The 12,755-nt window shown below is 63.7% G+C and carries 10 protein-coding genes and 1 pseudogene; 3 read left to right on the forward strand and 8 right to left on the reverse strand.

Features of this window, described 5'->3' with window-relative positions; genetic code table 11:
* Both VJV41_RS14440 and VJV41_RS14445 read left to right on the forward strand, forming a co-directional pair.
* Positions 1-1,434: hypothetical protein (locus tag VJV41_RS14440; protein WP_325334809.1), on the forward strand; the 1,434-nt coding region annotated here is incomplete at its 5' end.
* Positions 1,427-2,644 carry a DUF4185 domain-containing protein gene (locus tag VJV41_RS14445; protein ID WP_325334811.1) on the forward strand — a complete coding sequence of 406 codons (1,218 nt, stop codon included), beginning with the start codon at positions 1,427-1,429 and terminating at the stop codon, positions 2,642-2,644. The genes VJV41_RS14440 and VJV41_RS14445, both read left to right, overlap by 8 nt.
* Before the next feature lies 1 nt (position 2,645).
* Here VJV41_RS14445 and VJV41_RS14450 read toward each other — a convergent pair whose 3' ends face one another.
* From VJV41_RS14450 to VJV41_RS14470, 5 genes are all read right to left on the reverse strand, one after another.
* Positions 2,646-3,653: a peptidoglycan-binding protein gene (locus VJV41_RS14450; RefSeq protein ID WP_325334813.1), complete on the reverse strand. Its 1,008-nt coding sequence runs from the start codon at positions 3,651-3,653 to the stop codon at positions 2,646-2,648.
* A gap of 148 nt (positions 3,654-3,801) precedes the next feature.
* Positions 3,802-4,656 (reverse strand): mycofactocin-coupled SDR family oxidoreductase, encoded by an 855-nt coding sequence (locus VJV41_RS14455; RefSeq protein ID WP_325334815.1) that lies wholly within the window; start codon positions 4,654-4,656, stop codon positions 3,802-3,804.
* Between the two features lie 87 nt (positions 4,657-4,743).
* A complete protein-coding gene (locus VJV41_RS14460) occupies positions 4,744-5,988 on the reverse strand; it encodes an arginine deiminase (protein ID WP_325334817.1) in 1,245 nt (414 codons plus the stop codon).
* A gap of 27 nt (positions 5,989-6,015) precedes the next feature.
* Complete coding sequence (locus VJV41_RS14465) at positions 6,016-7,461, reverse strand: basic amino acid/polyamine antiporter (RefSeq protein WP_325334818.1); 1,446 nt, start codon at positions 7,459-7,461, stop codon at positions 6,016-6,018.
* 75 nt (positions 7,462-7,536) lie between these two features.
* Positions 7,537-8,385: an SHOCT domain-containing protein gene (locus tag VJV41_RS14470; RefSeq protein ID WP_325334820.1), complete on the reverse strand. Its 849-nt coding sequence runs from the start codon at positions 8,383-8,385 to the stop codon at positions 7,537-7,539.
* A 78-nt stretch (positions 8,386-8,463) separates the two neighbouring features.
* Here VJV41_RS14470 and VJV41_RS14475 point away from each other — a divergent pair, with 78 nt between their 5' ends.
* Complete coding sequence (locus VJV41_RS14475; protein WP_325334822.1) at positions 8,464-9,861, forward strand: MFS transporter; 1,398 nt, start codon at positions 8,464-8,466, stop codon at positions 9,859-9,861.
* On the opposite strand, the gene VJV41_RS14480 is transcribed toward VJV41_RS14475, so the two are convergent.
* The 3 genes and pseudogenes from VJV41_RS14480 to fusA all read right to left on the reverse strand — a co-directional run.
* On the reverse strand, positions 9,834-10,664 hold the full coding sequence (locus tag VJV41_RS14480) for a cutinase family protein (protein ID WP_325334824.1): 831 nt from the start codon (positions 10,662-10,664) through the stop codon (positions 9,834-9,836). The two genes, VJV41_RS14475 and VJV41_RS14480, sit on opposite strands and share 28 nt — an antisense overlap.
* Before the next feature lie 133 nt (positions 10,665-10,797).
* Positions 10,798-11,988 (reverse strand): elongation factor Tu, encoded by a 1,191-nt coding sequence (gene tuf, locus VJV41_RS14485; protein ID WP_325334826.1) that lies wholly within the window; start codon positions 11,986-11,988, stop codon positions 10,798-10,800.
* A 174-nt stretch (positions 11,989-12,162) separates the two neighbouring features.
* Positions 12,163-12,755, reverse strand: a pseudogene (fusA, locus tag VJV41_RS14490) (elongation factor G); the annotation flags it as partial.

Here is a 12,755-nt window from a genome sequence, read left to right on the forward strand (position 1 = left end):
GTCGAACTGGCCAACGACCTCAGGAGCGGCTATCTGGGTATCTACGCGCCGCCTGATCCCAATGCGTTCCCACTGCCGCCCGGCTATTACTACGGACCGTTGGACGGTCCGACTGAGTCCATTTCGTGCGAGTTCGAAGAGGACATGCAGTCATGGAAGGACGGACTCGGCCGCTGGCAGAGCACACTGGGCATTGCGGTGACGAAGAAGTGGAACGACGGGGTGACGCCCAAGGCGGCCACCACCATGCAACTCGAGAAGAACTGGGCGTCTAACCCGTCGTTCGGCTACGGGGGTGTCTACCTCGGTGAGTGGGATGCGGTCATCCGGGAGGGCTGGCGCCTTCCGGAGGGTTGGGACGCCTCGCAGATTGCGGACCCGGAACCGCCAATCACCAAGTGGGGCGACTATTCCCAGTATCAGAGCACATGCATCTCCGACGCCTACCCGTACGCACAGGTCTGCTTCCGTGCGTCGATCGCCGATCAGATCGACGAGAAGTTCGCAGAGAACATGAAGCGCGCGAAGGCGATGGTGGCAAGCGGAAAGCTCAAGAAGATCATTGCGTACCACTTCTGGGTACCCGGCCACGACAACTTCGGCACGTTCAGGCAGGCGATCGAGCAGAGCGGAGGCGTATTCGGAGAGCTGGCGTTCATGCTCGACGTCGAGGACGGTGGCGAGCGGTGGCACATCAGTGGCGACCAGTCCGCGGGCGCAAATGATTTCATCCAGAAGGGACAGCAGTACTTCAACAATCCGCAGGCAGCGTCGGGATACCTGAACTTCGTGGCCAATGCGGGACTGTGGCGAAACATCCCACGTGGATTGAAGATGATCGTCCCGAATTACAACGGACCCGATGTGACGCCCACATACCCCGCCGGCATCACACTTTTCGGTCATCAGTATTCGGAATCCGAGGACACCGCACCGTTCGGGCCGAGCGACATCAACCAGAGCAAGATGCCGCAGACCACGTGGCTGGCGGCGTGGGGCGTCAACGGAAGCGCAAAGGCGAAAAAGAAGAAGCAGGAAGCGGTGACGCCCGTCGAAATCCCCACTCAAGGGCCGGACGTGTTCACCGACGGCGATCGGTCGCTGCTTGCCAAGGTGCACCGCCTGCTGACGGAGAAGGTTTCCAGCCGTTCGATCTACCGGGACAACGACCAACCGGTCGACAACTATCTGGGCATCCTGCGCAATATCGACGGGATGGCTCACGAGGCGTACATCGAGCGCGAAGCCCTACTCGGATCGCCTGACGCACTGGCGATCGTGCAGCGCTGCGCGGAAAGTAGCGCCGACCCAGGGGCGAGGAAGCGGGCCGAGTTCATCGTCTCGAAGGCTCCCTATGGCGCCGTTCCGACGCGAAAGCCGCGGCGCGCGACCAAATCTGCCGCCGTCGCCGCGGCGGGCAACGGTCATGGCTGACCGACCGTATCCAGCGGAGCTGCGCGAGCGTCTGCTTGACAGGTTGCAGTCGGGTGAGTCGGTCAGCAAGGTTGCGGCCGACAGCACGGTCAGCCGCTCGACGCTGTATCGCTGGCTGCGCGCCGGCGGATCTCGCTCTGTAGCGACGGACGGAAAACTGGCCGACATCACGGGTCCAGGCATCACGGACCGGTGGGGAGTGACGGCCACCGACCTCGGCGCGTCGATACTGGCGCCCAACGGAAAGCTGGTGTCGGTGTTCGGAGATACCTTCTCGGGACCGAAAGTTGGCCAGGGCGAATGGCGTTCGCCGGTCATCCTGATTGGCACCGGCGATGCGCACAATCGCATCACCTATGAGCGTGCCGGCGGAGGTGACCCGAACTGGGCACGGCAACTGTGGGATTACACCCATGACGACGCGAGCACACATTGGACACGCGGCGGCATAAGCACCGTGCTGCCGTCCGATCTGTTGCGGGTGGAAGACTCGATTTACCTGCACGCCATGGTCAATCGCGGTTTCCCCAATGTGGCGTGGACGGAAATCTGGAAATCCGATGACAACGGCGTCTCATGGAGACACATGGGCGAGGCGGCCAAGTTCCCGGCGGACCTGCATGGCGGCTACGCGCAGTGCTGGTCGTGGGACTACGACCCGGACCACGAATGGGTCTACGTGGTCTCAACGGGTTTCAAGCGTGACAGAGGCATCATTCTCAAACGCGTTCGTCCTGAGGACATCGGCGACATCGACGAGTACGAAGGCTGGGGATTCGCAGACACCCGATGGGCGTGGGGCAACGAGCCGACACCGATCACGCCTGACGGTGAGACGTGGGGAGAACTGTGCCTACGTCGGCTCGGGAAGGGCAAGTGGATCCTCGGCGGCTTTCTTTCATCGCAATACGCATTGGGATATCGAGTCGTTGACTTTCCGACCGCGAACTTGCATGTGACGCCGATTCAGATGCCGGTGACCGGCTGCGGCTGGGATGCCGAGGATCATGCTCACAGCCGCGTCGCGCAGTTGTACGGCGGCTACGTCCTTCCCGGTTCGCGGTTGGATATTTCCGGTGGAATGGGTTTGGTCGTGTCGCAATGGAACACCGCGACGGGATGGCCCTATCGGGCGATGCAGTTCAACGCGACGATCAAGGACACGGCGGCCCCGCGACGGCGCCGCGGCCGGGACGACATCAACGTCTGACTTAGGCGACGTCGCGAACCAGCTGCTTGGCGCGGTCGATGGCCGTGAGTCCGTTGAACTGCGGCCAGTCGCCGTAGTGGATATGCGGATTGGTCTGAAAGAACCGCGCCGCCACAACGCCGGTGTTGATGAGTTTGAACATGTTCATGTTTGGCACAAGTCCCTGCTGTGCCCATTGCATGACGGCGACAATGAACGGCAACTCCGTCTCCGCCTTGGTGAATAGACCGTAGAACGAGTTCAGCTCTGTCTGATCCCAGTCGGTGCACGCATACATGTCGGGGACGTCCCCACCCGTGGCGACGAAATCCCATACTCTGTCGGCGAAACCGTCGGGGCGCCATACCCCCGAGATACCTTTCCCCGGTGGATCGCTACCCAACAGCGTCGGGCCGTCGATGCGGCACGGGGACCCGAAGTTGATGACGCGCAAGCAATCTGAGGCGCGGTGGGCAAGCGGGCCGCCCGGCGCCATCAGCCACAAGATACGGACGATGACCTCAGCACCTTGGCTATAACCGCTGAGGATGAACTTGCCGGGGTTCATGTTGATCAGTCGCATACCCTCGGCCACCCCGAGTGCGACCGACTCGTTGTAGGACATATTCGGGCCGGGTGGGCCGAAGAACCCGCCGGCTGGATAACCGATCGGCTGGTTGCGGACCCTGCCTTCCTGTTCGAGCGCCCAGCCGACGTCGAACGGCGGACCCTGAAACGGGGTGCCCATCGTGCCGGCCGCACAGTAGTAGAACGGCTTGTCCCTCGGTGGCGGGTCGAAGTTCAGACCTAACCGAGCGAGGGTCTTGGGACCGGCCCAACCCGGCCGGTCGACGACCAGGCCGGCGCGGCGCTGAAATTCCGCGACAGCCGCGACGAGATCGTCTCCGTAGTCACCGTCGTTCGGGTCGAGATGTCCCGCATACGACCGAAAGTTGGCGCGTAGCTTCGTCTTGAGCATCTTGACGAGTTCCGGGTTGTTGTCGAGCCCCGGCCCCAGCACGGTGGCCACGTCAGGCCCGGACGTTCGCGGATATAGCCATCAGTTCACCTCGTAAGTCGATGCTGACCTCGGTAAAGCCGATGGTCGCATCGTCGCAGTGGTGACCGCGCGAGTAGTTGAGTACTCGAATCTCGCAGCGCCGACGTGCGATGTCGAACTAGTACTTCATCGTGCCGCGGTCGACCGCGATCTGACTGCCCGATATCGTCGCCGACCCGTCGCCGGCCAGCCAGGCCACGACGTCGGAAACCTCTTCGGCCGTCATGAATTCCTGAAGCCCCTTCTTGCCGTCGTGATTGACGGGGCGATACGGCATCGGAGCGAAGCTGTGCAGGTAGCCCGGATACTTGGCGAAGATGGCCATCATCGCCTCCTTCTCCACCATCGGCGTCTCAATCGAGTACGGGTGGATGGAGTTGACGCGGATCCCGAATTCGCCGGCTTCGATGGCAAGTGAGTTGGTCAGCGCGACGAGGCCGTGTTTGGAGGCCGCATAGTGCGCGTTGCCGGGCGTTGCCTTCAAACCGGCGGATGAACTGACGATGATGATCGAGCCGCCGTTGCCCGCCTCGATCATCGCCGGCACCACCGCGCGGACCGTGCGCCACGTGCCGTTGAGATTCACGTCGATGACGGTGTCCCACTGCTCTTCCGACAGCTCCCAGATACGGCCCCAGCTCAGCACACCGGCGTTGGCGACGAGGATGTCGAGCCGGCCGAATTGTTCGACGCCGTCGGCGACCACCTGTTGCAGCGCGGCGAGATCGCGGACGTCCACCTCGCGCGCCAGCACCTTGCGACCGGTGGCTTCGACCGCCCGCACCGTCTCGGCAAGTTCGTCCGGCGTCGCGAGCGGATAGGTGATCGTCTCCGAGATCGGGCGGCAGACGTCGATGGCGATGATGTCGGCGCCCTCGCTCGCCAACCGGATCGCATGAGCCCGCCCTTGACCGCGCGCGGCCCCGGTGATGAATGCCACTCGACCTTCCAGGGGTCCGCCAGATGCCGTCACCGCTGCTCCTTTCGTGGTGCTGCGGACCAGGCTAACAGCCGAACTAGAACGTGTTCTAGCGCCCGGGGTGGTCCGGGATCACGCCCCTCACTCCAGGGGGTCGCGGATCAGCGGACAGGTCATGCAATGGCCTCCGCCGCGGCCGCGGCCCAGCTCGGCGCCGACGATGGTGATCACCTCGATGCCGGCCCGGCGCAGCAAGGTGTTGGTGTGGGTGTTGCGGTCGTAGGCGAACACCACCCCGGGTTCGACGGCGACGAGGTTGTTTCCGCTGTCCCATTGCTGCCGCTCGGAGTCGTAGGCGGTGCCGCCGGTCTCCACCACCCTCAACTTGCCCACGCCGAGCGAGGCGGCCACGACTTCGACAAACGGCTTGGCGGCCTCTTCCACCTCCACACCGGGATCGACGTCGCTGGGACGCAGCACGAAAGTTTGCATGGCGTCGACGATGTCGGGGTAGATGGTCACCACGTCGCGATCGGCGAACGTGAAGATCGTGTCCAGGTGCATCGCCGCCCGCAGCTTCGGCATGCCCGCGACGATCACCTCGGTAGCTGCCCCCTCGGCGAACAGGGTCGCCGCCACCTGGGTGATGGCCTGCCTCGAGGTGCGCTCGCTCATCCCGATGATGACGACCCCTTGCCCGGGCACCAACACGTCGCCACCCTCGATTGTGGCTAGCCCCCAGTGCTTTTCGGGATCTCCCCACCACACCCGTGAGCCCACGAAGTCGGGGTGGAATTCGTAGATGGCCTTCATCAGCAGAGTCTCGTCGTGCCGCGCAGGCCAGAACAGCGGGTTGAGCGTGACACCCCGATAAATCCAGCAAGTGGTGTCGCGGGTGTAAAGCGTGTTGGGCAGCGGTGGCATCAAATACTCTGTGACACCCGTACTTTCGCGCACCAGCGCGCGGTAGCCCGACTCCAGCTCCTTGGGCAGGTCGCGGGTCGACATGCCACCGATCAGCAGCTCGGCGAGGCGCCTCGGCTGCAATGAGTCCAGGTAACCGCGAGTGTCGTCGACAAGGCCCAGACCGACCTCGTTCGGCACGATCTTGCGGTCCAGCAGCCAAGCTTTCGCTTCGGGTATGCCCATGGTCTCGGTGAGCACCTCGTGCAGCTCGACCACCTCTACATCGCGTTCGCGCATCTTGTCGATGAAGTCGAAGTGATCGCGACGGGCGTTCTGCACCCACAACACGTCGTCGAACAACAGGTCGTCGCAGTTGCTGGGGGTGAGCCGCTCGTGGGCAAGACCAGGGGAACAAACCAGCACCTTGCGCAGCTTGCCGACCTCGGAGTGAACACCAAAGGCGGCGGACGGATTGGTCACGTCAGTTCCTCTCGCGAAGTGGGGCCGTTAGATTTCGATCGCCCCAGTTGCCAAGGACACCACACCTGCGACGGCGCCGAGGACGATCAAGCCGAAGAGCACCGCCTCGGCGGGCCTGAATATCTGCAACCCGCGTTCTCGCCGCGCCTTGACGTAGAGCGTCGCGGCCGGCGCGTACAAGATGCAGGACAGCAGAAGTTTGTCGACTCCTGCCGCATAGATCAGGAATACCGTGTACGCCGTCGCGACCGCGGCGATGACCATGTCCTTGGTCCGCGGCTGTCCGTCGCCGTACGTCTCGCGCGTTGCGGTGAGCTTCAGCGCGTAGGCCGCCGCGAGCAGATACGGAATCAGTGACAACGCGGCGGTCAGGTCGAGCATGAAATCAAGCGCATCCGCGGCAAACAGCAACGCGACCAGCAGCAGCGAGATGAGCCCTGCGGCCATGATCAATGCCGGCCTGGGCGCGCCATGACTGTTAGTGCGCGCCAGGAACTTCGGCATGTCGTCGGTGGTCGCCGGGATGTATAGGATCTCGGCGGCCATCAGTGTCCATGCCAGATATGCGCCGAGCACCGACACGATCACGCCTACCCGGATGAAGATGGATCCCCAATGCCCGACGACGGATTCCAGCACAGCCGCCATTGATGGCTGGCTGACGGTGGCCAGTTCGCCCTGCGGCATGACACCGTAGGACACAAGGGTCACGAGCGCGAAAACGCTGAGCACGCTGAGGAATCCGATGACGGTCGCGCGCCCGACGTCCTCACGTTTGCGCGCCATCCGCGAGTAGACACTCGCACCTTCGATGCCAAGGAAGACGAATACAGTGATCAGCATGGTGCCTGTGGCTTGGTCCCACAGTGACGACAACGAGTACTTCTCCGCCCCCCAGAAGTTGGCCGTAAAGACGTCGGCCTTGAAGGCGATGGCCGCGATCACGATGAAGACGAGGATCGGCAGGACCTTGGCGACGGTGACGATGTAGTTGATGACGGCAGCATCTTTGACACCACGCAGAACGAGAAAGACGAATGCCCATACACAGATCGCGGACACGACCACGGCCAGTACGGTGTCGCCGGCGCCGAACGCGGGGACCACGGCGCTGAGTGTCGCCGTGATGAGCACCCAGTAGGAGGTATTGCCCGCGCAGGCCGACGCCCAATACCCGATCGCAGAATTGAATCCGACGTAGTCGCCGAAGCCTGCTTTCGCATAGGCGAAGATGCCGGCATCGAGTTGGGGTTTACGAGTCGCTAGTCGTTGAAAAACGAACGCGAGCATCAGCATTCCGGTACCGGCGATGGTCCACGCGATGATTGCGCCCAGAACACCCGTTTCGGCGCCGAACCGCCGAGGCAGCAGGAAGACGCCTGAGCCGATCATCGAGCCGACGACCATCGCGGTCAGCGTTGGAAGGCTGACCTTGTCGGTTACCTTTTCAGGCTGCGACTCCGTTGTTGTCATGGCATATGTTCACTTGCAGACGCAAAGAGCGTATGCGACATCGCATGAGCAGCGTTGACGATTCGCCAGTATTGACTACAGATCCGAGAGGATCTGCTGACGTTTCGTGGCGTACTCCTGCTCCGAGATGGCGCCCGTTGCGCGCAAGGTCTCCAGCTCTTGCAGCCGTTGGGCGGTCGACGGCTCCGGCGCCGCGTACGACGGCGCGGCAGGTGCGGCGGCGGCCGGCGCGGGGGCCGCGGCTGCCGGCGCGGCAGGTGCCTGTTGCGCTACCGCGCGCCGAACGACGGCCTGCACTTGTTGGCGGGCGGCGGGGTTGGATCGCAGGTCGATCATGTTGTTCAACCCGATCCCGTTTGCCTTGAGGATGGCCAGGATTTCCATCAGCGGCCCGGTCTGCCCGGTGAGATCGTAGGTCTTGTTGTCTTCGGCGATGGTGAAGTTGGCTGGCATCATGCCACTGACCAACGCGCTACGCTCCCAATCGATTTGGTATTGGTTGGTAGCGGGATCGACAAGAGCGACGAGCTTACGGCTGGTAATCATCGGCAGTCGCGTGATCGATGCGATGACCCGGTCCTGCGAGGCGAACGGCGCAAGGCCTGGACCCGAGATTTGAAGGTCGAGCTTGACCAGCGGTTGCTCGTTGATCCGGGTGCCGGTCTCTTGGATGCCGACGACCTGTGCCAGCGCCAGCACACCGCTCGCCTCCAGCGCTTGAGTCTTGGCGTCCGATTTCGCGTTGAAGTTCGCCAGCGCCAGCGCGATCAGGACATCGGCGGCCGTAATCAACAGGCCCACCCAGAACATCCACTTCATCAAGCTCATCTGTCCGAGTGCGAAGTACACCACCAAGAAGATCGGACCGACGAGGCCGCCGCAGACCAGCACCCATATCTGAGACTTGATGTAACGCGCCAACATCTGCAAGCTCCTGTCGTTTGCCCGTGTCGCGTGTCAGATTAGCGCCAAACGGCCGGTTGCGAGTCGTATCGTCGGGCGGTGACCTCGCGCGCCGAACCTGTGCGTTTGCGGTGGATCCTGGTGGCCGTCGCCACGGCGCTGTTCTGCGTGCAGATCGACTATTTCGCGATGAATCTCGCATTGCCGCGGATGGCGTCCGATCTGCACAGCACCCCGACGGACCTGCAGTGGGTGATCAGCGTCTATATGCTCGCACTCGGCGCTTTCATGGTGCCGGCGGGCCGCATCGGCGACATCTTCGGGCGTCGTCGAGCGCTGCTGGCGGGGATCGCGTTATTCGGGCTGGCGTCCGTGCTGTGTGCGGTGGCGCCGTCGGCAAGCCTGGTCATCGCCTCCCGGGTACTGCAGGGAATCGGTGCGGCGCTGATCTTTCCGGTTTCTGTGAGTGTGCTGACAAACGCCTTTGCGGCGGGACGCGCCGGCCACGCGATCGGGTTGGCCTACGGCATAGCCGGATTGGGAAACGCCGCGGGTCCGCTGATCGGTGGGTTGCTCACCGAGACGGTCGGCTGGCGGTGGATCTTCTGGCTGAATGTGCCATTGACGCTCGTCGCGCTGGCGATCGGAGCATGGAGCGTCACCGAATCGTTCGACGACACGGTGCCGCGTCGCATCGACGTCACCGGGCTGGCCCTCATCGTGGTTGGAATCGGCTTGTTCACGTTGGCATTCGACCGCGCGCCGCGATGGGGATGGCTCTCGAGCTGGACACTGGCCGCGTTCGCAGCCGCTGCGCTCGCGTTGGCCGCGTTCGTCGTCGTCGAAAAGAAGGTGCGCTGGCCACTGGTCGATTTGTCGCTCGCGAGGAATCCGAAGTTCACGGTCCTGGTAATCGCAGGCACAATCGCCAACATCGCCTACGTCGTGGCGATCTTCCTGTCTACGGTGTACCTGCAGCAAGTACGCGAGCTGGACCCGCTGACGGCCGGCCTGGTTTTTCTCGGGCCGTCGATCGGCGCCGCTTTCGGCGGGGTACTTTCCGGTCGGCTGGCCGCAAGCCGGCCACCGGTGCTCGTGATGGGTGTGATGAGTGTGGCCGCCGCGTTGTCGCTGGCGGCCCTTGCGGCGTCGAGCTTTTGGGCCGTCTACCTGGTCGCGCTCACGGCGTGCGGGTTCACGTTGGGATTGGTCTACGCGTTCACCACGGTGGCCACGCAGGCGGTCGTGCGCCCAGAGCGGGCCGGAGAAGCAGCGGGCGTCACGCTGACAGCGCTGGTGACGCTCGCCGGTGTCGGCGTGGCCGTGTCGGGAACCGTCCTCGAGATGCTGCGGGACGCGGGGATGTCGGGCGCAGGCGCCATCAACATCGTTCTGGCGGTGATGGCGGCGCTGCTGTTGCCTGCAGGAGCAGTGGTGTTAATGATTGCGCGGCAAGGGATTTCGCGTGATCAGTTGCCGGCGGCCAACGAGACCTGACTTGCCGACGGTGCCGGCCCGAGAAGTTGGTACAGCGGCGTCGTCCAGGGATACCCGCTGCTCGTGCTGACGGCGTAGCTCGTGTGGACGGCAACCGCGGCCGGCGTCACCTCTTCGGCGTCGGGGTCGTAGTCGCAGACCGCGTCGCCGTAATCGCACACGCTGATCGTGCGGCTTCCGATGGACAGCGGCAGCTTGGCCGGAGCATGCGCCAAGATGGGCCAGTCCTGCGCGACGCCCAAGCGCTTGCCGGGCACCGCCGTGGCCGACCCCATGCTGATCACATTGTCGACGGGTAGCCGGTCGCCGTCGGCGATCAACAGTGCCGCAGCCACGTTGGGGCTCTCGGCGAGGGCTCGCAGGTTGCGGTGCACCACCATCGCACCTTGTGAGTAACCCGCCAACACCACCTTGGTCGTCGGGCAGCGCTGAGCGAACGCCTCATACTGCGTGCCCAGCGCCGCGGCACCGGTGTCCACGCTGCCCATGAAATCGAGCCACCCCCCGACCCCGGCGTCATCACCAGGCACCGGCACTGCCGGGTACTCGACCGCCTCGGCGGTTATGGTGCGGCCGTCGCGCTGTAGTTGCGCTGACAGGTCGCCGAGGGATCGGTAGATAACACGGCCCATCCCGCTATACGCGGTCAGATCGGCGCCTTCGCGCTCGCCTGATCCTGCAGCCCCGATCCAGTGGACATCGGGGCAACCGGGGTCCGCTGATGCGATACCGGCTGGCAGACCAACGAATGCGGCACCGGCCAGAGCGGCGGCGCCGGCGAGCACACCAAGGCGTCGTAACACGCGACCCCAACCCTTCTCGGCCCCCGACCAGGGCCGTTGCGATATTCATCGCCCCAGGAGTCGCATGCGTTACAGACACGAAAGCGGCGCCCACCCGAAGGCGAGCGCCGCTTCGCGGTACTACTAGGTCAGATCACTTGATGATCTTGATGACCCGGCCGGCGCCGACGGTACGGCCGCCCTCGCGAATCGCGAAGCGAAGGCCCTCGTCCATGGCGACGGGCTGGATCAGCTTGACCGAGATGTCGGTGTTGTCACCGGGCATAACCATCTCGGTGCCTTCCGGCAGCGTCACTACACCGGTCACGTCGGTGGTGCGGAAGTAGAACTGCGGACGGTAGTTGTTGAAGAACGGCGTGTGCCGGCCGCCCTCGTCCTTGGACAGGATGTAGACCTGGCCCTCGAACTCGGTGTGCGGCGTGGTGGTGCCGGGCTTCACGACGACCTGGCCGCGCTCCACATCCTCACGCTTGATGCCACGCAGCAGCAGACCGACGTTGTCACCGGCCTGGCCCTGATCGAGCAGCTTGCGGAACATCTCGACGCCGGTGACCGTGGTCTTGGTGGTCTCCGGGCGGATGCCGACGATCTCGACTTCCTCGTTCACATTGACCACGCCACGCTCCACACGACCGGTGACCACGGTGCCGCGGCCGGTGATCGTGAAGACGTCCTCGACGGGCATCAGGAACGGCTTGTCGGTCTCGCGGACCGGATCCGGGATCGACTCGTCGACGGCGGCCATCAGCTCGACGATCGACTCGACCCACTTCTCGTCGCCCTCGAGCGCTTTGAGCGCCGAGACGCGCACGACCGGGGCATCCTCGTCGAACTCCTGGGCAGCCAGCAGCTCGCGGACCTCCATCTCGACGAGCTCGATGAGCTCCTCGTCATCCACCGCGTCGGCCTTGTTAAGGGCGACCAGGATGTAGGGCACGCCCACCTGGCGGGCCAGCAGCACGTGCTCGCGGGTCTGCGGCATCGGGCCGTCGGTCGCGGCGACCACCAGGATCGCACCGTCCATCTGGGCGGCGCCGGTGATCATGTTCTTGATGTAGTCGGCGTGACCAGGGGCGTCGACGTGCGCGTAGTGACGCTTCTCGGTCTGATACTCCACGTGGGAGATGTTGATCGTGATGCCGCGCTGACGCTCTTCAGGCGCATTGTCGATCTGGTCGAATGCGCGCGACTCGTTCAAATCGGGGTACTTGTCGTGCAGAACCTTTGTGATTGCTGCGGTCAGCGTCGTCTTGCCGTGGTCAACGTGACCAATGGTCCCGATGTTGACGTGCGGCTTCGTCCGCTCGAACTTCGCCTTCGCCACTGTGTTGTCCTCCTGGACTGTGTTGGTGCTTGTTGTAAAGCAGTGTTGATCTTTGCAGTTGTTTGTTCCCGCAAAGCAACCGGGGCTATTGCCCGGTTGCCTTCGCGCAGCTCATTGCTCGCCTCCGGATCAGCTCCGAGCCGTGTTCCGCTGCTGCGCAGCGCCCACTGATTCTCACTGACCCGTCGCCTTCGCGATGATCTCCTTCGACACGTTCGCCGGAACCTCGGCATACGAGTCGAACACCATGGAGTAGTTCGCCCGGCCCTGGGTCTTCGACCTGAGGTCTCCGACGTAGCCGAACATCTCCGACAGCGGCACATGCGCCTTGACGACGCGTGCACCCGCACGCTCCTCCATGGCCTGGATCTGACCACGGCGGGAGTTCAGGTCGCCGATCACTTCACCCATGTAGTCCTCGGGCGTGGTGACCTCGACGGCCATGATCGGCTCCAGGATCACCGGCTGCGCTTGTCCCGCAGCCTTTTTCAGCGCCTGAGAGCCAGCGACCTTGAATGCCATTTCTGAGGAGTCAACCTCGTGGTAGGCACCGTCGAGCAGCGTGACCTTCAGGTTCACCAGCGGGTAGCCGGCCAGCACGCCGTACTGCATGGCGTCCTGCGCACCCGCATCCACCGACGGGATGTACTCACGCGGGATGCGGCCACCGGTGACCTTGTTCTCGAACTCGTAGGTGGTACCGTCCTCGCCGGTGAACGGCTCGATGGAGATGAGCACCTTCGCGAACTGGCCCGAGCCACCTGTCT

Origin of the sequence: Mycobacterium sp., from assembly GCF_035274705.1 — a bacterium.
Classification (GTDB): domain Bacteria; phylum Actinomycetota; class Actinomycetes; order Mycobacteriales; family Mycobacteriaceae; genus Mycobacterium.

Coding starts and splice junctions, on each gene's coding strand:
- VJV41_RS14470 (WP_325334820.1), bottom strand. CDS start 8,385: ATGTTGGCGCGTTACATCAAGTCTCAGATATGGGTGCTGGTCTGCGGC.
- VJV41_RS14465 (WP_325334818.1), bottom strand. CDS start 7,461: ATGACAACAACGGAGTCGCAGCCTGAAAAGGTAACCGACAAGGTCAGC.
- VJV41_RS14445 (WP_325334811.1), top strand. CDS start 1,427: ATGGCTGACCGACCGTATCCAGCGGAGCTGCGCGAGCGTCTGCTTGAC.